Here is a 22,759-nt window from a genome sequence, read left to right as displayed (position 1 = left end):
CCCTGCCACTGAGGAGAACACATGAAACTAGTCAACAAGACCGCCATCGTCACGGGCGCCACGCAAGGCATCGGCCTGGCCTGCGCCAGCCGCCTGATCGCCGAGGGCGCGCAGGTGATGCTGGTCGACATCAAGGAAGAAGGCGCGCAGGCGGCGGCCGCGCTGGGCCCGCAGGCGCGCTTCTTTTGCGCCGACGTCAGCCAGAAGGCGGACGTGGACGCCATGCTGAAGGAAACCCTGGCCCAGTTCGGCCACATCGACATCCTCGTCAACAATGCGGGCGTGACGCACGCGGCCGATTTCCTCGACGTGTGCGAAGACGATTTCGACCGCGTCATGCGCATCAACCTGAAATCCATGTTCCTGTGCGGCCAGGCCGTGGCGCGCGAGATGGTCAAGCGCAGCAGCGGCTGCATCATCAACATGTCCAGCGTGAATGCGGAACTGGCCATCCCGAACCAGGTGCCGTACGTGGTGTCGAAAGGCGCCATCAACCAGCTGACCAAGGTCATGGCCCTGAACCTGGCGCCGCACGGCGTGCGCGTCAACGGCATCGGCCCCGGCACCATCCTGACGGAACTGGCCAAGCAGGCGGTGCTGTCGAGCCCGCAAGCGCGCCACACCATCCTGTCGCGCACGCCGCTGGGCCGCTGCGGCGAACCGGAGGAAGTGGCCGGCATCGCCGCCTTCCTGGCCAGCGACGACGCCACCTACATGACGGGCCAGACCATCTATGTCGATGGCGGACGCATGGCCCTGAACTACACGGTGGCCGTGAAGGAATGAACGGCGCCCGGCTCAGTTATACCAAAAAACAATAATGGATATCTGAAAATACCATTAGACACATATCGTGCGACGCAGCATAATGCACCTGTCTCCACTATTCTCCTCCAAGAAAATAGTTTTAAGCCCGCTTTCACCAGCGGGCTTTTTTTTGCTGTCACTCCTGAAACATGGTCATTCTTGCCATGACATCCCTTTTTCCCGCTGATTTGGCGAGTCGCAAAAAAATGTTGCGTCGTGTCATAGGCCGGTCATGTTCGGCCCCTATACTTGCTTCATCTGCTGTACAGGCAACCGATATGCCTGACTACGGACAGGTGTGCCGCCATGGCACACCACTCCCCTTTCATGACCGTGGCGCGCGCCGAAGGCAGGCGACATGGTGAGTACCGAGCAACTCTCAACTCTTGACCCTTTTCATTTGGGTTTTTGGCCCGCGCCCCCGCGGGCCTTTTTTTTGCCCACGGGCGAGGCACTTGCGCAAAAACAGGGCCGTCCGCCGCGCCCATGCTATTGTTCGGCCTTTCCCCCTTTCGCCCAGCACCATGCCCGCGCCACTGCTCCAGCTCTGTTTTGCCGACCAATACCAACGCCTGCGCTACCGCACGGCCATTGTCCTGTACCTGCTGGTGATCCTGATCGGCGACATCCCCGGCATGCGCGCCGACGTGGGCCAGTATGCGTCGGGCGGCGTGCTGCACTCGTTCGGCTACGGCGTGCTGGCCATGATCCTGTTCAGCGGCACGGGGGGCAGCATGCTGCGCCGCGCGCTGCTGGCCGTGCTGATGGTGGCGGCGATGGGCGCACTGGACGAATTCATCCAGAGTTTCCTGCCCTACCGCCACGGCGCCGTGAGCGACTGGCTGGTCGATATCACGGCGGCGGCCGTCGTCTCCCTGTTCATGATTGTCCTCTGGCCCCGCCTGTCGGCGGCCGCCTTGCGCAGGCGCGCCCCTTTGTCCGACGCCTGAGCGGGCGGCGGCCGGGTGTCAAGCCCGGTTCGCCTCGCCATCGGGCAGGTTGAGCGCCAGCTGTTCTTGTCCATGCACGCCATGCGCGCCCAGGCGCCGCATCAGAGCACGCGTCTCGCGCCGGCTGCCGGCGCCCATGGCGCGCGCCACGTCGCGCTGCATCTCCAGCAACTGTTCCGACCGGGCCAGCCGCACCAGGCCATGCAGGGCCTGGGCCAGCACATGGCGCGCACGCGCATCGTGCGTTGCTCCACAGAGGGAAAACACCAGCTCATCGATCAGCTTTACGGTAGGGCCTGATGACATTTTGTCTCCTGGTTGAACAGCGAGGAAGCGTGCCCGTGCACGCATTGGGTGTCGCGACCACCATTTATACCAAGCACAACAGTTGAACGCTTGATCTAGCTCAATCGCCTACGACAGCCATCGAACATCTCCCCTGCGCCGCGCTCTTACATGCAGCAATCGCTGCGATCCGCGTCACTGCGGGTGCCGATCCCTGGAGTTCGACCATGAGGAGACCAAGATGAGATCGAAAAAAACCCTGCTGCTCACTGGCGTGGCCTGTGCCCTGCTGGCCGCCTGCAATCCCACGGACAGGCCCAGCCTGGCGCGCAGCAACAGCGGCGAAACCTACCCCACGCCGGCCGGCACGACGCCGCAAACCACCATGCCAGCGGGCAGCACGACCAATGCCACGGCCGGCACCACCACCGACACCATGAACGGCAGCGGCGATACGGGGCAGGCGGGCCTCAATATCAGTTCGGCCACCGTGCAATCGATCGACACCGTGCCGCGCGGCATGGATCAATCGGGCGGTGACATGCAAACGGGCACGTCAGGCACGGCCGGCAGCACCTCTGGCGCCGGCGGCAGCAACATGATGTACCGCGTCACCCTGCGCCTGGACGATGGCACGACGCGCACCTTCGTGCAAAATACCCAGCCCGCCTTCCAGATCGGCGACCGGGTCAGCGTGCAGCGGGGCGTGATGCAGCGCTATTGACGCGTGCCGGCCAGGCCACGGCCGTTGCTGCCGTTGCTGCCGTTGTTTCCGCCATGCAGCCGGATGGCGGGGACCTGCCCGCGCGGCAGACGCTGGCGCCAGGCCATCCATGGGACCCGGTCCCGGGACCCAGCCATGGAGTCAGGTCTGTCCATGGGGCAGGCCATGAGGTCAGGCCACGGGGTCAAGCCGGAACCAGGCCGGCGCCACTGTCATGGGCCGGGCCGGGCGGGTTCATAGGACGGAGCGGTGGGCAGGGGCGGGCAAGGGAATGCCATCGCCAGGTCCTTCCTGGTCGTGACAGGTCGTGACAAGTCGGGGCAAGTCGGGCAAGTCGTGGCCTGCCGTGGCAGGCCGTGGCAGGCCGGGCCAGATTGTGGCGGGCATGGCAGAGGTCACGGCCGGCTGCCGCGCGCGCATGGAGGTGCGACCCGGAGGCTGGGGCTGGGACTGGCTAAGGCTAAGGCGCTAAGGCGGCTAAGCTAAGGCTAAGCCAGCGCCAGCGTCAGCGGCCGGCGCCGGCCTTGGACCATGGCCGATGGCCAGGCGGGGTCGTGCGTCAGGTTGTGCAACTGGCCGCCGTCGAGCAGGAAGGTATCTTCCACCGTGCTGCCGGGCAAGCTGGGGTGGAAGGCCAGCGCCATGCCGCGCTTGAGGATGATTTCCGTGTGCGCGCCGGCCGCCACCTCCGGCGCCAGGTAGCCGTGGATGCCGCCCTGGCGGCTGGTGCGCACCGTGTCGGGCTGGCCCGCATAGGCATAGGCGCTATCGAGCGCGTGATACACCATGCTCAGCGCATGGCCTGTTTCGCAGGCGTCCAGCGCCACGGCTTCCAGCGCCAGCATGGCCGCATCGGCATCGCCCATGGCCGCCGCCGTGCCATCGGCGCGACGCTGTTCCGGGCCGAAGTGGCGTTGACGGCTCAGGCTGGCGCACAGGCCAAAACGCCGGGCGCACAGGGCCAGCACGGCCTGCGTGCCGAGCTCGACGTCGGCGGGTGGCGCGCGGCGGTAGCGTTGCTGGCGCTCGAGGCCGCTGGCCAGCACATGCACGGCTTGCAGGCCGCGCAGCCACAGGGCGCGCACGCAGGTGGCGGCCAGTTCCTGCTCGCTCCAGTCGGGACGGGCCTGGCGCAGCGCGTCGGCCGCGGCACTGGCGGCCAGTTGCCCCACTTGCCGGTAGCGCAATTGCTCCGACTCCAGCAGCACGAGCCGCTCTTCGCGCAGGCACACGGGCAGGCTGCGCTCGCGCACGCCTGGCCGGTCGGACAGCACGGCCGCGCCGCCGGCCGCATGCTGCACGAAGTGTTCGCGTAACTCGGCCAGCTGCGGCTGCATCCACGGCGCCACCTGCCACGTCCACGGTCCCCGTACCTCTTCCGCGCGCATGCGCGGGGCCTCGGCTTCGTCCGTCAGGATGTAGGCGGCGTCCCGCGTGACCAGCACTTCCGCGCAGCCGCACTCGGCCGTATGGCAATGGCTGTTCGACGCTCCCGCCGTGGCCCAGGCAAACCAGTCCACGCCGCGCAGGCGCACGGCGCCCGCGTGCTCCTGCTCCAGCCAGCCCCGCATCTGCGCCAGCTTGTGAGCCACTTCCAGTTCCAGCGGCCAATTCATGACACTGCTCCCGCCAGTTCCTTTTGCCCCTTTGCAAGCGACCGCGCCCGCGACAACACCATGTGCTTGTGATGCATGACTGCCCCCTTGCGTCCATGGAGACGTAAGACCCGCGCCCGCCAAAAAAGTTCGGCGATTCCGTTTCGTCCCAGGCTTGCAGTCTATGACGTCCTTCCACTTTTTCAAGGCTGGCAAGGCCTGGCGCCAGCCTTGGTCCCCCATGCCGGGCGGCGCCGCCGAACGCCCTGCGCGGACGACTCAACAGCGGCGGAGGTCCCGGCCGCTCGCCAGCCAGTGCCCCGGGCGCGCGACGGGCAGCCGCCGCCGTCGCCCCCGGCGGGGCAGGCTCTTATTGCGCCAGCTCAATCAGCACGGCCGTGTACATCTGCAAGTTCAGCAGCAATTGTTTTTCCGTGATGAATTCATGTTCCGAATGCCCCGTGTACACCGTGTGGGGCATGGCCGGGCCAAAGCTGACGGCGTTCGGGAACAGCCGCGAATTGGTGCCGCCGCCGATGGCCACCGGTTGCGGATTCTCCGTGCCCGTGTAGTGCTCGAAGACGGACAGCAAGGTGGGGATCTGCGGCGCACTCGTCTGCAGCCACGGTTCGCCGATCTGCGCCTGCAAGGTGGCCGGCACCTGGCGGCGCGCCTTCCAGCCCTCGAAGGCGGCCATCACCTGCTGCTGCAGCACGGCCGCCGTCTTGCCTTGCGGACGGCGCAGGTTGATATTCAGTTCCAGCGCGCCGCCATTCTGCTTGAGCACGGTGGGCGCCACCGTCATCGGCCCCATGAAGCCGTCGCGGTAGGCAATCTGGCCGAAGCGCTCGCCGTAGATGCCCGTGCCCACCAGTTCATTCAGGAACGACAGCATGTCGGCCGCCTGCGTGCCGTGCCACGGCTGCACGGCCAGCGCGTCGGCCAGCATGCTGATGGCGTTGACGCCGTCTTCCGGCTTCGACGAGTGGGCCGACACGCCCAGCGCCGTCACCGTCAGGGTGTCGCCATCGCGCGCATAGCTGTAGCGCATGCCCTGCTGCTCCTGCGCGCGGGCGCGGAAGGCCGCTTCCAGCGCTGCCGGCGCGCGGTCGATGACGGCTTGCGCATCTTCCGGGATCTGGCTGCCGAAAAAACCGCCCGTCAGGCGCTGCAGCACGGGGCCGCCGCTGGCCGGCAGGGCCGTGCGCGGCGGCAAGGTCAGCTTGATGGAACCGTAGCCCTTCTCGGCCGTCACCACCGGGTATTCCGCATCGATGGTGATGTTGACCTGCGGCGGCGTGTGCGTCTGGAGGAATTGCTTCAGCGGTTCCCAGTCCGATTCCTCCGCCATGTAGACGTACAGCTCGATGCGTTTCTTCAACGGCACCTGCTTGTCCTGGATGGCCTTCATCGCGTACAGGGCCGTGGCGATGGGCCCCTTGTCATCTTCCGTGCCTCGTCCCAGCAACTTGCCCGGTTCGCTGCTGCGGTCCAGCTCGAAGGGCGAGCGGGCCCATTTGGCGGGATTGACGGGCTGCACGTCGCCATGCGTGATCACGCCCACGCGCTCGCTGCCCTGCCCCATGCCGATCACCACCACGTGGCCGTGGTCGTGGAAATCGAAGCCGAGGCGCTGCGCCTCGGCCGCCAGGTAGCGCTTGAAGCCCGTGTGCTGGGGATTGTCGGCAAACGGCACGGCCGAGTCGGCCACCGTGTTGAAACTGATCATCTTCGCCAGGCTGGCGATCAATGGTTCGGGATAGGTGGCCAGCGCGTAGCGGGCCGTGTCCTGCGCCTGCGGGCTGACGGGGGCGGCGTGAACGGACAAAGCGGATTGCAGCAGCAAGCCGCTCAGGGTCAGCAGGACGGGTTTCTTGAACATGGCGAGGCGTAGGGGACAGGGGTGGCCACTCTAGCATTGCCGGGGCCGATTTCCAATCGCTACGGGTTTTTTACCGATCAGTACGCAAATTCCCGATTCGCATTATCATGTGTCCAGCCTGTCTTCCCCGCCATGCTGCCAGCCAGCCGACCCTGCTGGCGTCAGGGGATAGACAAATCGTCCATTGTGATTTTCCACCACGTCCCGATATCGCTATCATGATTCCATTTTCCATACTCGACCTGGCCCCCATCGCCGAAGGCAGCAACGCCAGCCAGTCGTTCAAGAACACGCTGGACCTGGCGCAGCACGGCGAACGCTGGGGCTACAACCGCTACTGGCTGGCCGAACACCACGGCATGCCCGGCATCGCCAGCGCCGCCACGGCAGTCGTGATCGCCCACGTGGCGGCCGGCACCAAGACCATCCGCGTGGGCGCGGGCGGCGTGATGCTGCCGAACCACTCGCCGCTCGTCATCGCGGAACAGTTCGGCACCCTGGAAGCGCTGCATCCGGGCCGCATCGACCTGGGCCTGGGCCGCGCGCCCGGTTCCGACCAGACGACGGCGCGCGCCCTGCGCCGCGACCTGCAGTCCGACGCGGAACAGTTTCCGCAGGACGTGCTGGAATTGATGGACTATATGTCCGACGAGCCGCGCCAGCGCGTGCTGGCCGTGCCCGGCAAGGGCGCGAAAGTGCCCGTATGGATACTCGGATCGAGCCTGTTCGGCGCCCAGCTGGCGGCCCACCTGGGCTTGCCATATGCATTTGCCTCGCACTTCGCGCCGCAGATGATGCTGCAAGCCGTGGCGTATTACCGCGAGCATTTCAAGCCGTCGAAGCAGCTGGCGAAACCATACGTGATGCTGGGCTTTAACGTCTTTGCGGCCGACACGGATGCCGAGGCGCACCTGCGCGCCACGTCGATGCAGCAGGCCTTCGTGAACCTGCGCACGGGCCGCCCGTCGCGCCTGCAACCGCCCGTGCCCGGCTATCTGGAGCAATTGGGTCCGCAGGAACGCGCCATGCTCGACTCCGTCCTGTCATGCACGGCCATCGGCGCGCCGGACACCGTCAAGGCGAAGATGGCTGCCTTCATCGCCGAGACGGGCGCCGACGAACTGATGATCACTTCGCAGATCTTCGAGCACCAGCACCGCCTGCGCTCGTATGAAATCACGGCGCAGGTGCACGCAGAGCTTGCCCGGCAACAGTAACTGACTGTTTTCCTCCCTCGGTATTTCCCCAAATACCCTTTTCCCGGCCGTCGGCAACGATCGCCGGGATTTTTTTGCCTACCATTTTGCGTACACGGTTTACTTGCCCCCCGCCGCAAAATCAGCCGCGTCCGGCAGGAAATGCGCTACCCCGCTATCATGCTCGTCCAAAAGCGTCATTCCAAGAAAGTTGTATCGCATGAAATCTGCACCATCCAGTATCGACGCCAGCACCCTGCTGACCTCCACCCGCATCCTGCTGTTTGCCCTGTCGGCCGGCGTGCTCGTTGCCAGCTTGTACTACGTGCAGCCGCTTACATCGATGCTGGCCGCCTCGTTCTTCGTGAGCGTGCCGCAAGCGGGCTATCTGGTGACGGCCACGCAGATCGGCTATGTGCTGGGCATCGTCTTCCTCGTGCCCCTCAGTGACGTGCTGAACCGCCGCCACCTGCTGACGTGGATGCTCGTCGCCAAGATCGGCGCCCTGCTGCTGGCGGCCACCAGCCAGAATATTATCGTCTTTGCCATCGCCAGCGTCTTGATGGGGATCACGGCCAGCGCCTTGATGGTCGTCACGGCCATGGTGGCGTCCTATGCGCCCGATCACAGCCGGGGCCGCATGGTGGGCACCGTCATGACAGGCTTGCTGTTGGGTATCTTGCTGGCGCGTACCGTCTCCGGCACGGTGGCGCAGATCAGCGGCGGCTGGCGCACCGTCTACGTGCTGGCGGCCATCGTCGTGGCCGCCCTCCTCGTCATGCTGCGCCGCATCCTGCCCAACGAGGCACCGCGGGGCAAGCTGCAGTACGGCAAGCTGATGGCTTCGCTGGCCGACATCATCCGCCAGGAACCGCTGCTGCGCCAGCGCGCCCTGTTCTCGGGCCTGGGCCTGGGCACCTTCAGCGTGTTCTGGACGGGCCTGACCTTTTTGCTCAGCGGCGCGCCGTATCACTATTCGGAAATGCAGATCGGCCTGTTCGGCCTGGCCGGCGCGACGGGCGCCTTTGCCGCCAACACGGCGGGCCGCATGGCCGACCGCGGCTATGCGCGCCAGGCCACGTGGCTGCTGGCCGTCGCCTCGATTGCGGGCTGGGCCCTGATCGGCTTCGGCGCCCACTCGCTGGTGCTGCTGTTGATCGGCATCGTCCTGCTGGACATGGGCGTGATGGGCCTGCAAGTGACGCACCAGTCCATCATCTATAAACTGGCGCCGCATGCGCGGGCGCGGGTCACCACCGTCTTCATCGCGGGCGGCTTCATCGGCGCCTCGGCGGGTTCGGCCCTGGCCAGCGCCAGCTTTGCGGCCGGCGGCTGGCCAGCCCTGTGCATGGTGGGCGGCGCCATGCCGCTGTTGATGCTGCTGGTGTGGAGCAAGTACCGCCACGCGCAGCGCCGCCTGGAACGGGCACCTTAAGCAAGTCGAACGAAGCCCAAAAAAAACCGCTCAAACGAGCGGTTTTTTCATGCCATCAAGACTTATTTCGCAGCCTGTTTCACCTGCTCGCGCACCTTGCCGAAGGCATCGCCCGCCTTCCACGCCGGCATCTTCGCGCCGTTCGCCACGGCCTGGCCCAGGTTCAGGGTGAATTGCGCCTGCTGCGTCATGCCGGACAGATCCCAGCTGGCATCATATTCATCGCTCACCTGGTGGTAGCGGGGGCCGTACGCGGCCGCCTTGGCTTTCGACGCTGCCACGTCCTTGATGTACTCGCGGCCGCCATTGATGGAAAACGCGGGCACGCCCGCCTTGGCAAAGCTGAAATGGTCGCTGCGGAAATAACCGCCGGCCAGGTCGGGACGCGCAGCCGCAATGTGCATGCCCATGGCTTTGGCGGTTGCCGCCGCCATGGCTCCCAGCTCCGTGCGCTCGCTGCCCTGGGCGCCGATGTCGTGCGTGGCGCCGACAAAGTTCAGGCTGTCCAGGTTCAGGGCGGCCGCCGTCTTGTCCAGCGGCCACAGCGGATCGGCCGCGTAGGCGGCGCTGCCCAATAAACCCTGCTCTTCGGCCGCCACCCACAGGAAGATCTGCGTGCGCTTCGCCGGTTTCTTGACGGCTTCCTGCGCCATGGCCAGCAAGCCCGCCGTGCCCGAGGCGTTGTCGACGGCGCCGTTGTAGATGATGTCGGCGCCAGGCTTGTCGCCGGCCGCGGCCTGCTTGCCCAGGTGGTCCCAATGGCCGCTGTAGATGACGGCTTCATCCTTGAGTTTCGGGTCCGTGCCCGGCACCATGCCGGCGATATTGAACTGCTCCACCTTGCGCACGGCCGATTTCATGTCGCCCGACAGCTTGGCGTCCAGCGCGACGGCCTTGAAGTCCTTGCTTTCCGCCTGGGTACGCAAGGCGTCCAGGTCCTGCCCGCCGGCCGCAAACAGGCGGCGCGCCGCCTCTTCCGTGATCCAGCCCTGCAGCGGCGTGCCGGCCGTGCGGTCGGCCAGCTGGAAGCGCTCGCTGCCGCTCCAGCTGTTCTGCACCACGCTCCAGTCGTACGAGGCGGATGGCTTCGTGTGGATCAACAACACGCCGGCCGCGCCCTGGCGCTTGGCTTCCTCGAATTTATACGTCCAGCGGCCGTAATAGGTGAGCGCCTTACCGGCGAAGCGGTTCGGCTCCAGCGCGGTCGGCTGCGGGTCGTTGACCATCATGACAACGATCTTGCCTTTGACATCGCTGCCCTTGAAATCGTTCCAGCCTTCTTCCGGCGCCGTGATGCCGTAGCCGACGAACACCAAGGGCGCGTCGAAGGTATGCGCCGCCACGGAGTCGCCCGTGGCCCACACCCAGTCCGGGCCGAATGCCAGGGGCACGGGCTTGCCGCCCGCCACGGCATGCAGGCTGCTCTCGGCCGGCAACGACTTCACGCCGGCGATCTGCACGCTCTGGCGGTAGCTGTTGCCGCGCACGGGTTTCAATCCAGCCATCTGCGCCTGGGTTTCCAGGTAGGCCACCGTCAGGTCGGCGCCGCGCTGGCCCGTGCCCCGGCCTTCCAGCAAATCGTTGGACAGGAAGGCCAGGTGGGCGCGCAGCGGCGCTTCCTGCACGGTGGGCAAGTCGTTCGCGGCATGCGCAGCGGCGTGCGCAGGAAACGCCAGCGCCAGGCTGGCAGCGAGGGCAGTGGCGGCCACGGTAGAAAACAGCTTCTGCATAAAATCCTTTGGGTAAGAGGAGGAAAGCGGTCCGGCGGATAGCCGAGCGGGCGATTGTATGCCATAGGGCAAGATGCATCAAAATGCGGACGAAAAAAATCCCCGCGGCAAGGGCGGGGATGGGCAATGGCAGGACGTCAGACCAGCAAGGCGGCCGCCAGCGATTCGATCTCCTCGGCCGATTCCTCGAGGATAGTGTGCAGGGTGCTGCCGCCGATGCCGAAGTCGATCTTCGCCGCCGCCTGGCGCCGCGCGGCGCTTTCCGGCGGGTGCAGGGGCGAGCCGACGGGCGACAGATCGTTGGCCAGCACCAGGGTCGCGCCCAAGGTGCGGGGCGGGAACGGGCTGCCGCCATGCCACATGCCTTCCACGGCCTGCAAGACCATGTCAGGCACCTGCAGTTGGCGCAGCACGCCGCGGCCGATCAGCTTTTCGCCGTATTCGATCCAGTCTTCGGTGTTGTTATCGAGCAAGCCCGGATATTCCTCGGCGCGCGACAGCAGGTAGAAGCCGCCCACCTCATGCACGATGGCGGCGAACATGGCCGTTTCCACGTCCACGTGCGTGACTTTGCGGGCGATGACCTGGCTCAGCGCGGCCACATGGGCCGTGTGTTCCCACAGCCTGGCCGCCTTGGCGCGCAATTGCGGGTCCGTGATCTGGCTGCCCAGCTGGCGCACGATGACGGACGCTACCATTGACTTTAACGTGGCAAAGCCCAGGCGCGAGACGGCCGCGCGCACGTTGGCGATTTCATTGCCGGAACGGTTATAGGCGGCGGAGTTGGCCAAGGCCACGACCCGCGCCGACAGCAGGGGCTCGGCCATGACCATGCGGGCGGCCGCTTCGATGTGGCAATCGGGGTCGTCCAGCGCCTCCTGCAGCTTCAAGGTGGCCTTGACGTTGGCGGGGAACGTCAGCTCGCCCTTGCTCGCTTGCAGCGCGATAATCTTGAATACTTCCAGTCTGTCCATGGGTCGATCTCCGGTACGGGCCTGTGCAGGCTCTGCTATGTGGATGGGCCGGGAACGCGCATGTATCCCCGGCCTGGCTCCCGTTTCCGGCAATATTACAGCAAGTTGCGGCGCCTCCCCATTACTTTCCGGAAACTTTTCCCGCCACGCCTTCGACAAAATAATCCATCTTCGTCAGCGCCGCATCGTCCAGCACGCCCTTCTCCAGGCGCACCTTGCCATCGTTGTCCTTGATGGGCGCGCTGAAAGGATTGAGCTTGCCAGCAACCAAGTCTTTCTCACGCGCCAATACAAACTGTTTCACGTCGGCGGGCACGGCAGCGTTGATGCCTTCCAGCTTGACCATGCCATCCTTGATGCCGCCCCAGGTGCTGCTGGACTTCCACGTGCCGTCCAGCACGGCCTGCGCCTGCTTCGTGTAGTACTCGCCCCAGTGGTGGGTGACGGCGGCCAGCTGGGCCTTCGGCCCGTATTTCTTCATGTCGGAGTGGTAGGCGATCGCATACTTGCCCTTCTCTTCCGCCGCCTGCACCACGGCCGTGGAATCCGTGTGGTGCGTGACCACGTCGGCGCCCTGGCCGATCAGGGTGATGGCCGCGTCGCGTTCCTTGCCCGGGTCGAACCAGCTGTTCACCCACACCACTTTCACTTCCGCCTTCGGGTCCACGCTGCGCATGCCCCGCGTGAAGGCGTTAACGCCCTGCAACACTTCCGGAATGGGAAAGGCCGCCACGTAGCCGGCCACGTGGGTCTTGCTCATCTTGCCTGCCAGCACGCCGGCCAGGTAGCGGCCCTCGTAGAAACGGGCATTCGTGTTGGCCACGTTGACGGCCGTCTTGTAGCCGGTCAAATGAATGAACTTCACATCAGGAAATTGCTTCGCCACTTTCAAGGTGGGATTCATGTAGCCGAACGAAGTCGTGATGACGAGCTTGCTGCCCGTTTGCGCCAGGTCGCGGATCACCCGTTCCGCATCGGCGCTTTCCGGCACGTTTTCCACGTAGCGGGTGGTGATCTTGTTGCCCAGCGCCTTTTCCATCTCCTTGCGGGCCAGATCGTGCTGCGTGGTCCAGCCCGCGTCGCCGATGGGGCTGATATACACGAAACCGATGTTCAGCGGAACGGTGGCCGGTGCGGCGGCCATGGCAGGCATCAGGATGGCACTGCAGACGGCGGCGCACAGTAATTTCTTGGACATGGTTTTCCTTGTGGTGAGTGATTAATTTCCTGGATTGAAATTTTTCCCCAACGAAGCGGGCATGTTGAGCTTGATGTAATTGGCATTGCTGGAAATCAAAACGAGCACGACGATGGCAGCCACGTACGGCAGCATCGACAGCAGCTGCGAAGCGACGGGCACGCCCAGCGCCTGCGCGTGGAAGGTCAATATCGTGATGCCGCCGAACAGATAGGCGCCGCCCACCACGCGCGCCGGGCGCCAGGTGGCAAACGTGGTGAGCGCCAGCGCGATCCATCCGCGTCCCGCCACCATGCCCTCGACCCACAGGGGCGTGTAGACGAGCGACAAGAAGGCCCCGGCCAGGCCGCAGCAGGCGCCGCCGAACAGCACGGCCGCCAGGCGGATGCGGCGCACGGGGTAGCCCAGCGCATGCGCGGACACTGGCGACTCGCCCACGGCGCGCAGCACCAGACCGGCCCGCGTGCGGTACAGGAACCAGGCGATGGCCACGCACAGCAAGAGCGACAGATACACCATCGGATGCTGGCGGAACAGGGCCGGCCCCAGCACGGGAATGTCTTCCAATAAAGGGATGCCGAAGCGGCCGTTGTGCAGGCTGTTGCCCACGTACTTCAAGCCGATGTACGTGGACGCGCCCGCGCCGAACAGGGACAAGGCCAGGCCCGTCGCGTACTGGTTCGTGCCCAGCCATATGGTGAGCCAGGCAAAGAAGCCGGACAGCAGCATGCTGGCGCCCGCCCCCGCCAGGAAGCCCAGCGTCGGGCTGCCCGTGTTGACGGCCACGGCAAAGCCCGTGATGGCCGAGACCAGCATCATGCCTTCCGCGCCCAGGTTGACCACGCCCGCCTTTTCATTCACCAATAGACCGAGGGCGGCGAGCATCAGCGGCGTGCCCGCATTGATGCTGGCGGCGACCAGTGGCGCGATCGTCAGGGCCAGGTTATCCATGTTTCCTCCAGCGCAGTTTGTATTGGATCAACACGTCGCAGGCGAGCAAGGCAAACAGCAAGATGCCCTGGAACACGCCCGTGATGGCGCTGGGCAAGCCGAGGCGCGATTGCGCCAGTTCGCCGCCGATATAGAACAGGGCCATGACGAAGCTGGAAAAGATCACGCCCACGGGATGCAGTCGTCCCACGAAGGCGACGATGATGGCGGCAAAGCCGTAGCCGGGCGAGACCGTGGGCGTCAGCTGCCCCATCGGCCCCAGCACTTCGCACACGCCCGCCAGGCCGGACAGGGCGCCGCAGATCAGCAGCGACGACCACAAGGTCTTGCGCGAGGAAAAGCCCGCGTAGCGGGCGGCGGCCGGTGCCATGCCGCCCACGCGCAGGCGGAAACCGGCGATGCTGCGCGACAGATACAGCCAGCCGCCCAAGGAGGCCAGCAAGGCAAACACGATGCCCACGTGCAAGCGCGTATCGCTGATGACCATCGGCAGCAGCAAGCCGTCGGACAGCAGTTTCGACTGGGGAAAATTAAACCCTTCCGGATCGCGCAGCACGCCGTACACGAGATAGCTGAGCAGCAACTGGGCGATGTAGACGAGCATCAGCGAAACGAGGATTTCGCTGGCGTTGTAGCGGTCGCGCAGCCACGCCACCAGGCCCGCCCACGCCATGCCGCCCGCCATGCCGGCCAGCAAAGACACGCCGATGACGACGGCCCCGCCCGCGCCATCGCCCGTGTCCAGGTACAGGGCCGCCGCACCGCCGCAGATGGCGCCCAGGGTCAGTTGCCCTTCCGCGCCGATGTTGTAGATGTTGGCGCGGAAACAAATGGCCAGGCCGACGGCGATCAAGAGCAGCGGCGCGACTTTAATGCCCAGCTCGGACCAGCCGTGCGCGTCGCGCAAGGGTTCGACGAAAAACACGGCCAGTCCCGCCAGCGGATCGTGGCCCAGTGCCACAAACAGCAGCGCGCCGCACAGCACGGTGAGCAGCACGGCCAGCACGGGCGACAGCCACGACATCAGCCGCGATGGGGACGGACGGGCTTCCAGGCGCAAGGCGAACTTAGCCATGGGCCGTCCCCTTCGGGTACACCTGACGCTTTTCCAGCCGCAAGGCAAACTTAACCATGGGCAGCCTCCTGCGGCCACAGCCCGCTCATCCATTGACCAACGAGATCCACGCTGGCCTCGCCCACGTCCAGCGAGGGCGATATCTTTCCCTTCGCCATCACCAGCAGGCGGTCGCTGATTTCGAACAATTCATCGAGTTCTTCCGACACGATGAGCAAGGCGCAACCGGCGTCGCGCAGCGCCAGCAATTCGGCGCGGATTTGCGCGGCCGCGCCCACGTCCACGCCCCAGGTCGGCTGCGCCACCACCAGCACGGTGGGTTCGCGCATGACTTCGCGTCCGACTATGTATTTCTGCAAGTTGCCGCCGGACAGGCTGCGCGCCAGCGCCTGCGGCCCGCCCGCCTTCACCTGGAAGCGGGCGATGATGGCGGCCGCCCGCTGCGCGATGACCTTGTGGCGCAGGAAGCCGTGGCGGATGGTGGCGGGCGTCTGCAAGCTCAGCAGCACGTTGTCGGCCAGCGCCATGTCGGGCACGGCACCGCGCCCCAGCCGCTCCTCCGGCACGAAGCCGAAGCCGAGGGCGCGGCGGCGGCCCGGCGGCAGGCGGCCCGCCGGCGTGCCGTTCAGCACGATGCTGGCGGCGGCCGCGCGCAGGTCCTCGCCCGACAGGGCGGCCAGCAATTCCTGCTGGCCATTGCCGGACACGCCCGCGATGCCGACGATCTCGCCCGCGCGCACGTCGAAATGGATATCGATCAATTGCGTGGCGAACGGGTGGCTCTTCGGCAAATGCAGATTGCGCACGCTCAACATGGCCGCGCCGGGCGTGCGCGCCGCGCGCGTGACGGCGGGCGGCTCGGCGCCGATCATCATGCGCGACAGGCTGGCCGCCGACTCTTGCGAGGGGTCGCACACGCCCACGTTCTTGCCGGCACGCACCACCGTGCACGTGTGGCACAGGGCGCGGATTTCGTCGAGCTTGTGGCTGATGTAGAGGATGCTGCAACCTTCGGCCGCCAGCTGACGCAGGGTAGCGAACAGCTTTTCCACGGCGCCCGGCGTCAGCACGGACGTCGGCTCGTCGAGGATCAGCAATTGCGGCCTGGCCAGCAGGGCACGCACGATTTCCACGCGCTGGCATTCGCCCACGGAAAGCGTATGCACGTGGCGCTGCGGCTCCAGGTCCAGGCCGTACTGGCGCGCCGTGTCTTCGATGCGCTGCGCCAGCTCCGTCATGTTGGTGCCGGCGGGCAAACCGAGGGCGATGTTTTCCGTGACCGTCAAGGTGTCGAACAGGGAAAAGTGCTGGAACACCATGGCGATGCCCAGCGCCCGCGCGGCCGACGGATTGGCGATGTCCACCTCGCGGCCATTCCACGCGATGCGGCCGCCATCGGGCTGCACGGCGCCGTAGATGATTTTCATCAAGGTCGATTTGCCGGCGCCGTTTTCGCCGAGCACGGCGTGGATCTGTCCCGGCGCGACGGTGAGGTCGATGCCGTCGTTGGCCACCACGGACGGATAGCGCTTGCTGATATCGCGTAGTTCCAGGCGTGCCGTCATCGTCGTTCTCGTGCCTCGCTGCGGTCTGTCGATTGGAAAAAAACCGGGCCCTGCCACTGTCTGAACGCTATCGTATCGGCATCCGCGGCACTTGGGGGCGTGGCGTGGCGGCGCCTGTTTTCATTTCCACAAAAAAACAACACCTGTATACAATTTTGAAAAAAATTAGCAGCTTTACAGCAGCCGCCTTGCCCCGCAAGGCCGCGAAGGTGCGATGATTATATGCAGTGAATGATAGTAAGTATGCAAATACTACATATCGTCAGGCGCGCCGATGCTCGCATCATGGATTGAACGGCGCGCCGCAACAGCGCGCGGACACCGCGCCCCGCCATCCCGAACATCCGTTTTCCCACACCGCCACCAGGAGCCGAAAGTGCCAAAAAACCTACCGTGTCTGTTGCTATGCCTTGCCACGACCCTCGGCCTGGGAGCGACCGCCCAGGCCGCCGAATGGAGCGATACGGCGCTCAGTTGGCGCGCCGGCAACGACTACCGCGAACCGTTCAATCCCGATGACATCAAGAAGAACATCTTTGCCATCACGCATGCCAGCGGCTACAAATACGGCAGCAATTTCGTCAACCTGGACTTCCTGATCTCCGACAGCAAGGACCCCGGCGCACTGGGCAAGACGTCCGGCGCACAAGAGGCGTATCTGGTGTACCGCAACACCATCGACATCGGCAAGGTGCGCGGCAGCGACATCCAGTTCGGCCCCGTGCGCGGCGTCGGCGTGACCCTCGGCTTCGATGTCAACACGAAAAATGACGTCGGCTACAACTCGCGCAAGCGCATGCTGGTGGCCGGCCCCACCCTGATGTGGGACGTGCCCGGCTTCTTCAACACCAGCCTGCTGTTGCTGCGCGAAAGCAATGCCCCCAGCGGCGCCTTCCCGCCCATCTCGCAGGTGACGGGCCGCTACACATATAAAACGCACGCCATGCTGACGGGCGCCTGGGCCATCCCCCTGTCGCCGCTGTTCTCGTTCGAAGGCTTCTTCAACCTCATCGATTCAAAAGGCAAGGATGAGGTGGGGCGCGACACGGCCGTGGAAACGAATATCGACATGCAAGTGATGTACGACGTGGGTGCGGCCCTGGGCAGCGCCAAGAACACCTTCCGCGTGGGCCTGGAGTACCAGTACTGGAAGAACAAGTTCGGCAACTCGGCCGCCACCACCGGCAACGTGGGCCAGACAGCGAAGACACCGATGATACGCGCCGAGTACCATTTCTAAGAATCATTGTCACGCATCAACACCCACCGTCGCGCCTGATGCCAGCATTAAACTTTCCAGCTGGCGGAGAGCGCGACCGTGGAACAACTGCTGCCGTATTACGAGCGTGAGCTGGGCCTGTTCCGCCAGTACACGCGCGAGTTTTCCAGCCGCTATCCGAAAGCGGCCGGGCGCCTACTGATTGCCGGCGAGAAGTGCGAAGACCCGCATGTCGAGCGGCTGATCCAGTCCGTCGCCCTGCTCACGGCCCGCATTGCCAAGCGCCTTGACGACGCCTATCCGCAGTTCACCAATTCCCTACTGGAAACCCTGTATCCGCACTACCTGCGGCCGTTTCCCTCGTGCTCCATCGTCCGCATGGCCCAGGAAGAAGCGCCGGGCGGCGGCCAGCTGACGCACGTTGCGCGCGGCACCGTGCTGCGCTCACAGCCGGTGCGGGGCGTGGCCTGCAAGTTCACCAGCGCATATGACGTGACCCTCGCGCCGCTGGCCATTACACGCCTGCATTTCTCGCCCCTCATCGATGCGCCGCCCGGCCTGCGCTTGCCCGCCGGTGCCAGCGCCCTGCTCAGCATCGAGTTCACCAGCAGCAGCGATCTTTACCATCTGGACCAGGCGGGGTTCGCCAATCTGCGTGTGTTTGCCGACGGCGAACCATCCGTGCGCGCGGCCCTGCTCGACGCCCTGTTCCTGCGCGGCGCGGGGGCGTACGTGGCGCTGGACGAGCGCAGCCCGTGGCTGGCCGTCGATGGCATGCCGCTGGCCCCGGCCGGCTACGCGCAAGACGATGCGCTGATCCCGTTTTGCGCCCGTTCGCATCCTGCCCTGCGCCTGCTGACCGAATACTTTGCCTTTCCGGACAAATTCCACTTCATCGATATCGACTGGTCCAGGCTGGCCACCCTGCTGCCGAAGCAATGTCGCCAGTTCACCCTGCACCTGCCGCTCAAGGGCGTGCGCAGTGACAGCCATGAAGCGCGGCTCCTGTCCGGCGTCAGCCGCAACAACCTGCTGCTGGGCTGCACGCCCGTCGTCAACCTCTTCGCCAAGTCCGGCGTGCCGATCCGCCTTGCGCATACGCAGCCCGACCATGCGCTGGTGGCCGACGCCACGCATGCGTTCGCCTACGACATCCACAGCATCGACGCCGTCACCCTCGTGCGCAAGGATGCGGCCGGCGAGCGCCAGAGTACGTTTCTGCCGCTGTATGCCTCGCTGCGGGGTTCGCAGGCCGGGCAGGACCAGGAACATGGCCAATACTGGCTGGCGCGCCGCGACGAAGCCGTGGCGGCCGTCAGCCCCGGCCATGAAATGCGCCTGAGCCTAATCGACCCGCAGTTTTCACCCAGCAGCGCGGCCTGCGCCACGGTCTCGACGCGGCTGCTGTGCAGCAACCGCGACTTGCCCACACAACTGCACTACGGCTTGCCCGGCGGCGACTTGCTGGCCGAGGAGGTGCCGGACGGCATCCCCGTGCGCTTCCTGCGCAAGCCCTCGGCCAGCATGCGTTTCGCTACGGACAATGACGCACAGTGGCGATTGATCTCTCACCTGTCGCTCAATTTCTCCAGTCTGACGCAGACGGGACTGGGCGAATTCCAGAAAATGCTCAGCCTGTACGACCTGCCCCGCTCGCCCGCCACGCAAGGCCTGATCCAGGGCATCGTCACGCTCGGGCACGGCAGCACGCGCGACTGGATGCCAACCGTCCCGTTTCCCACCCTGATGCCCGGCATCGCCATCCGCCTGGGCATCGACGAGCACGCCTTTGTCGGCAGCAGCGTGTACATCTTCGCGCAGGTGCTGCAGCGCTATTTCGCCATGAACAGCCAGCTCAACTGCTTTAGCCAACTGTCGCTGCTCTCTGCGCGCAGCGGCGAGGAACTCATACGATGCCCAGCCTGCTCCGCCGAAACGACGCCAGCCTGATCAACCGGCTGCTCGCAGCACCGCAGCGCTTCGAGTGCGTCCAGGCCCTGCACCTGCTGCTGGCGTGGCTGGGTGAACACGGCGTCGATGAAGACACGGCGCTGGCAAACCTCATACGCTTCGACAACAGCATCTCGCTGCACTTTCCGGCCAGCCAGATCGAAGCGCTGGCAACGGAGGGTTGCGCCGATGCCGATACCCTGCTGCAGGCGCTGCTGTCCGGCCGGCTGCGGCAGCTGCACCTCACGCCCGCTTTCATGGGGCTCTTGGGCAGCAACGGCGTCTTGCCCAGCCACTATTCGGAACGCATCGCAGCCCACCAGCACGACGAGCGCGACCACGCCCCGCGCGCCTTTCTCGACCTGTTTTCCAGCCGCGCCATCGCCCTGTTCTACCAGGCCTGGCGCAAATACCGCATCGAACACGGCCCCTTGCGCCAGGCCTTCCTGCCCAGCTTGCTGGCCCTGGCAGGCTGTCGTCCCGGCGGCGGCGAAGACGAAGCCATCGGTCTGTACAGCGGCTTGCTACAGCAACGCAACATCTCGTCCATCGCCATGGCGCGCATCCTCGCCGACCACTTCGGCGTGCCGTTTCACGTGCAGGAAACGACGGGCGCCATGACGGCCCTGGCGCCGCGCGAACAAACGGCGCTGGGCGGCGCAAACGCCGTACTGGGCCGGCGCGCCATCGTGGGCACACGCTGCCACCGCCCCGACCTGGCCGTGTGCCTGCGCATCGGCCCGCTCACCGCAGCCCAGCACGCCAGCTTCCTGCCACGCGCGCCGGCCAGCAAGGCGCTGCGGCAGATGCTGATGCTGTTCGGCCATCCGCTGCTGCGCTACGACATCGTGCTGGTGCTGCACGCCAGCGACGTGCACGGCCTGTCCCTGCCGGCCAGCGGACAAGGCGGACTCGGCTGCAACAGTTTCCTCGGCAATCCAGCCACGCCGCGCCACCGCGATGACATGCATTACGAAATGCAATTGATGCCTTCGCTCAACGATTGACCTTGCGGCTGCGCAAAACGCCTGTGCCAGCGATTGTTACAGTCAGCCAACGATCCTTACCGTGAAGCGATGCGTGATGAGTCTGTTCCCAGATACGATGGCGGCGCTCGCCCAGCTCGTGGGCGACATGCAGGGCCAGCGCCTGCTGCGGCTGCATTTCCCGCACGATGATGCGCCCGCCAGCACCCTGCTTGCCAACAGTCTGAGCGCCAGCGAAAGCCTGTCGCGCGATTTTTCCTATGTCCTGGAAGTGCTTTCCGACGACGCCTGCATCGCGCCCGACAAGCTGATGGGCAAGATGGCGACCGTCGAACTGGTGCGCGAAGATGGCAGCTTGCGCTACTTCAATGGTTACGTGTTCGAGTTCCGTTTCATCCGCACGGACGGCGGCTTCGCCTTTTATGAAATGGTGCTGGAGCCATGGCTGTCGCACCTGCGCTTGCGGCAAAACAATGTCGCCTTCCACGGCCTGACCGTGGCGGCGCTGACGGACAAGGTGTTTGATGACTACCTGATGCGCGACTACAGGCTGGCCGCCAGCGGCCTGGACCCCGCCATCACCTACACCTGCCAGCACAACGAGAGCGACCACAATCTGCTGCACCGCCACTGGGAGCAGCTGGGATGGCATTACCGCTACGAACACCGCTACGACGGCCACACCTTGTGGCTGTCCGACGACAGCACCACCGGCCAGGCCATCGACGGTGAACTGAGCGAAATGCCCTTCCAGCACCAGGCGGGTTCGCTGGAAGACGACGGCGTGCATCAATGGAGCACGGTGCGGCGCATGGCCCCGAGCCAGATGACGGTGGCCAGCTTCAATTTCAAGAATCCCCGCAGCGCCCGCGCCAGCCGCGACTCGCTGAACAGGCAAGGCGCCGTGCCGTCTCTGGAAATGTATGAAAACACGGGTAGCTACGGTTTTAAAAACATCGACGATGGCGAGCAACTGGCCCAGCGCCGCATGGAAGAGGTGGATGCCCAGGGGCAGCTGTTCGAGGCGCAGGGCAACGACCGCACGGCGCAACCGGGACGCTGGTTCACCCTGGGCGGGCATTTCGACCGCGCAGCCAACGAATACCTGATCCTGTCCGTGCACCACTACGCCAGCAACAACTATCAGCAGGGACGCAACGCCACTTCACACTACAGCAACACATTTACGTGCATTGCCCGCGACATCCCCTGGCGCCCCGGCCGCAACTTCCATAGCCGCGAACCGAAGATCTACGGCGTGCAGACGGCCACCGTGGTCGGGCCTCCCGGCGAGGAAATCCATACGGACGGCTACGGACGGGTGAAGGTGCAATTCCACTGGGACCGACTCGGTACCTTCGACGACAAGAGCTCGCCCTGGATAAGGGTGATATCGAACTGGGCCGGCCCGAATTTCGGCCACATCAGCCTGCCCCGGGTGGGCATGGAAGTGGCCGTCCAGTTTCTCGACGGTAACGTCGCCATGCCCATCATCATCGGCTGCGTCTACAACGCGCGCAACATGCCGCCGTGGGACTTGCCGGCCAACAAGACGCAAAGCGGCATGCTGAGCCGCTCGTCAAAAAAGGGGGCCGCCGCGCATGCCAACGCCCTGCGCTTCGAAGACCGCAAGGATGCGGAAGAACTGTGGCTGCATGCGGAAAAGGACCAGCGCATCGAAGTCGAGCATGACGAGTCGCACTGGGTCGGCAACGACCGGCGCAAAACCGTCGACCGCGATGAAACCGTGCACGTCAAGCGCGACCGCACGGAGACGGTGGACCGCGATGAAGACATCACCGTGCACAACAACCGCAGGGAGCGTGTGGACCACGACGAACACATCGACATCGGCGACAACCGCCGAGAACACGTGGGTGGCAACGAACAGGTGCAGATCGACGGCCACCGCTCGGAACGGGTGACCCTGGCCAAGGACGAAACGATCGGCCTGGCCAAGGTGCTGACCATCGGCGCCGCCTACCAGACCACCGTCATCGGCGCCATGAACACCACCGTGGTGCTGGCGCAGGCGGAGCAGATCGGCCTGGCGAAAAGCGTCATCGTCGGCGCCGACAGCACGCTCACGGCCACCGATTCGCACACGATGACGGTAGGCACGTCGAGCATTACCATCACGCCGGGACGCATTGAACTGGTTGCCGATGAAATCATCATCCGCGGCAGGTCCAAGGTGCAGATCCACGGCGACGACATCGACAACAATCCGGGCTGAC

18 protein-coding genes are annotated in these 22,759 nt (G+C 65.2%); 9 read left to right on the top strand and 9 right to left on the bottom strand.

All coding sequences use genetic code 11. The features are described from left to right. The first annotated feature begins 21 nt into the window (after positions 1-21). Both AC07VL_RS09060 and AC07VL_RS09055 read left to right on the top strand, forming a co-directional pair. Positions 22-786 carry an SDR family NAD(P)-dependent oxidoreductase gene (locus AC07VL_RS09060; protein ID WP_494805541.1) on the top strand — a complete coding sequence of 255 codons (765 nt, stop codon included), beginning with the start codon at positions 22-24 and terminating at the stop codon, positions 784-786. A gap of 545 nt (positions 787-1,331) precedes the next feature. Next, positions 1,332-1,757 carry a VanZ family protein gene (locus AC07VL_RS09055; RefSeq protein ID WP_494805540.1) on the top strand — a complete coding sequence of 142 codons (426 nt, stop codon included), beginning with the start codon at positions 1,332-1,334 and terminating at the stop codon, positions 1,755-1,757. An 18-nt stretch (positions 1,758-1,775) separates the two neighbouring features. On the opposite strand, the gene AC07VL_RS09050 is transcribed toward AC07VL_RS09055, so the two are convergent. After that, a complete protein-coding gene (locus AC07VL_RS09050) occupies positions 1,776-2,063 on the bottom strand; it encodes a hypothetical protein (protein WP_494805539.1) in 288 nt (95 codons plus the stop codon). 220 nt (positions 2,064-2,283) lie between these two features. Between AC07VL_RS09050 and AC07VL_RS09045 the strand changes: the two genes are divergently transcribed. Beyond that, entirely contained in the window at positions 2,284-2,766 is a 483-nt protein-coding gene (locus AC07VL_RS09045; protein ID WP_494805538.1) for a hypothetical protein, read from the top strand. Between the two features lie 488 nt (positions 2,767-3,254). On the opposite strand, the gene AC07VL_RS09040 is transcribed toward AC07VL_RS09045, so the two are convergent. After that, positions 3,255-4,382, bottom strand: a complete 1,128-nt coding sequence (locus AC07VL_RS09040; RefSeq protein ID WP_494805537.1) for a M24 family metallopeptidase — start codon at positions 4,380-4,382, stop codon at positions 3,255-3,257. A 349-nt stretch (positions 4,383-4,731) separates the two neighbouring features. Beyond that, a complete protein-coding gene (locus tag AC07VL_RS09035; protein ID WP_494805536.1) occupies positions 4,732-6,243 on the bottom strand; it encodes a dipeptidase in 1,512 nt (503 codons plus the stop codon). Between the two features lie 218 nt (positions 6,244-6,461). Here AC07VL_RS09035 and AC07VL_RS09030 point away from each other — a divergent pair, with 218 nt between their 5' ends. After that, positions 6,462-7,460 (top strand): LLM class flavin-dependent oxidoreductase, encoded by a 999-nt coding sequence (locus AC07VL_RS09030; protein WP_494805535.1) that lies wholly within the window; start codon positions 6,462-6,464, stop codon positions 7,458-7,460. A 199-nt stretch (positions 7,461-7,659) separates the two neighbouring features. Further along, positions 7,660-8,874: an MFS transporter gene (locus tag AC07VL_RS09025; protein ID WP_494805534.1), complete on the top strand. Its 1,215-nt coding sequence runs from the start codon at positions 7,660-7,662 to the stop codon at positions 8,872-8,874. Between the two features lie 62 nt (positions 8,875-8,936). On the opposite strand, the gene AC07VL_RS09020 is transcribed toward AC07VL_RS09025, so the two are convergent. From AC07VL_RS09020 to AC07VL_RS08995, 6 genes are all read right to left on the bottom strand, one after another. Then, positions 8,937-10,604, bottom strand: a complete 1,668-nt coding sequence (locus AC07VL_RS09020; protein ID WP_494805533.1) for a M28 family peptidase — start codon at positions 10,602-10,604, stop codon at positions 8,937-8,939. 137 nt (positions 10,605-10,741) lie between these two features. Then, positions 10,742-11,578 (bottom strand): HDOD domain-containing protein, encoded by an 837-nt coding sequence (locus AC07VL_RS09015; protein WP_494805532.1) that lies wholly within the window; start codon positions 11,576-11,578, stop codon positions 10,742-10,744. A 121-nt stretch (positions 11,579-11,699) separates the two neighbouring features. Next, positions 11,700-12,776 carry a BMP family ABC transporter substrate-binding protein gene (locus AC07VL_RS09010; protein ID WP_494805531.1) on the bottom strand — a complete coding sequence of 359 codons (1,077 nt, stop codon included), beginning with the start codon at positions 12,774-12,776 and terminating at the stop codon, positions 11,700-11,702. A 21-nt stretch (positions 12,777-12,797) separates the two neighbouring features. Next, a complete protein-coding gene (locus tag AC07VL_RS09005; protein WP_494805530.1) occupies positions 12,798-13,727 on the bottom strand; it encodes an ABC transporter permease in 930 nt (309 codons plus the stop codon). Beyond that, positions 13,720-14,802 carry an ABC transporter permease gene (locus AC07VL_RS09000; protein WP_494805529.1) on the bottom strand — a complete coding sequence of 361 codons (1,083 nt, stop codon included), beginning with the start codon at positions 14,800-14,802 and terminating at the stop codon, positions 13,720-13,722. Before AC07VL_RS09000 ends, AC07VL_RS09005 begins: the two co-directional genes overlap by 8 nt. Positions 14,803-14,852: 50 nt before the next feature. Next, positions 14,853-16,367 (bottom strand): ABC transporter ATP-binding protein, encoded by a 1,515-nt coding sequence (locus AC07VL_RS08995; RefSeq protein ID WP_494805528.1) that lies wholly within the window; start codon positions 16,365-16,367, stop codon positions 14,853-14,855. 427 nt (positions 16,368-16,794) lie between these two features. Here AC07VL_RS08995 and AC07VL_RS08990 point away from each other — a divergent pair, with 427 nt between their 5' ends. From AC07VL_RS08990 to AC07VL_RS08975, 4 genes are all read left to right on the top strand, one after another. After that, positions 16,795-17,607 (top strand): outer envelope protein, encoded by an 813-nt coding sequence (locus AC07VL_RS08990; RefSeq protein WP_494805600.1) that lies wholly within the window; start codon positions 16,795-16,797, stop codon positions 17,605-17,607. Positions 17,608-17,685: 78 nt separating this feature from the next. Next, complete coding sequence (gene tssF, locus AC07VL_RS08985) at positions 17,686-19,536, top strand: type VI secretion system baseplate subunit TssF (RefSeq protein WP_494805527.1); 1,851 nt, start codon at positions 17,686-17,688, stop codon at positions 19,534-19,536. Then, complete coding sequence (gene tssG / locus AC07VL_RS08980; protein ID WP_494805526.1) at positions 19,500-20,543, top strand: type VI secretion system baseplate subunit TssG; 1,044 nt, start codon at positions 19,500-19,502, stop codon at positions 20,541-20,543. Before tssF ends, tssG begins: the two co-directional genes overlap by 37 nt. A 76-nt stretch (positions 20,544-20,619) precedes the next feature. Beyond that, positions 20,620-22,758, top strand: a complete 2,139-nt coding sequence (locus tag AC07VL_RS08975; protein ID WP_494805525.1) for a type VI secretion system Vgr family protein — start codon at positions 20,620-20,622, stop codon at positions 22,756-22,758. Position 22,759: the final 1 nt, after the last annotated feature.

This window comes from Janthinobacterium sp. GW821-FHT03C08 (assembly GCF_059420905.1).
This window is presented reverse-complemented; position numbering and strand designations above follow the sequence as displayed.

Coding starts and splice junctions, on each gene's coding strand:
- AC07VL_RS09025 (WP_494805534.1), top strand. CDS start 7,660: ATGAAATCTGCACCATCCAGTATCGACGCCAGCACCCTGCTGACCTCC.
- AC07VL_RS09035 (WP_494805536.1), bottom strand. CDS start 6,243: ATGTTCAAGAAACCCGTCCTGCTGACCCTGAGCGGCTTGCTGCTGCAA.
- AC07VL_RS09000 (WP_494805529.1), bottom strand. CDS start 14,802: ATGGCTAAGTTCGCCTTGCGCCTGGAAGCCCGTCCGTCCCCATCGCGG.
- AC07VL_RS09040 (WP_494805537.1), bottom strand. CDS start 4,382: ATGAATTGGCCGCTGGAACTGGAAGTGGCTCACAAGCTGGCGCAGATG.
- AC07VL_RS09055 (WP_494805540.1), top strand. CDS start 1,332: ATGCCCGCGCCACTGCTCCAGCTCTGTTTTGCCGACCAATACCAACGC.
- AC07VL_RS09060 (WP_494805541.1), top strand. CDS start 22: ATGAAACTAGTCAACAAGACCGCCATCGTCACGGGCGCCACGCAAGGC.
- AC07VL_RS09050 (WP_494805539.1), bottom strand. CDS start 2,063: ATGTCATCAGGCCCTACCGTAAAGCTGATCGATGAGCTGGTGTTTTCC.
- AC07VL_RS09030 (WP_494805535.1), top strand. CDS start 6,462: ATGATTCCATTTTCCATACTCGACCTGGCCCCCATCGCCGAAGGCAGC.
- tssG (WP_494805526.1), top strand. CDS start 19,500: ATGCCCAGCCTGCTCCGCCGAAACGACGCCAGCCTGATCAACCGGCTG.
- AC07VL_RS08975 (WP_494805525.1), top strand. CDS start 20,620: ATGAGTCTGTTCCCAGATACGATGGCGGCGCTCGCCCAGCTCGTGGGC.
- AC07VL_RS08995 (WP_494805528.1), bottom strand. CDS start 16,367: ATGACGGCACGCCTGGAACTACGCGATATCAGCAAGCGCTATCCGTCC.
- AC07VL_RS09010 (WP_494805531.1), bottom strand. CDS start 12,776: ATGTCCAAGAAATTACTGTGCGCCGCCGTCTGCAGTGCCATCCTGATG.
- AC07VL_RS09015 (WP_494805532.1), bottom strand. CDS start 11,578: ATGGACAGACTGGAAGTATTCAAGATTATCGCGCTGCAAGCGAGCAAG.
- AC07VL_RS09020 (WP_494805533.1), bottom strand. CDS start 10,604: ATGCAGAAGCTGTTTTCTACCGTGGCCGCCACTGCCCTCGCTGCCAGC.
- AC07VL_RS09045 (WP_494805538.1), top strand. CDS start 2,284: ATGAGATCGAAAAAAACCCTGCTGCTCACTGGCGTGGCCTGTGCCCTG.
- AC07VL_RS09005 (WP_494805530.1), bottom strand. CDS start 13,727: ATGGATAACCTGGCCCTGACGATCGCGCCACTGGTCGCCGCCAGCATC.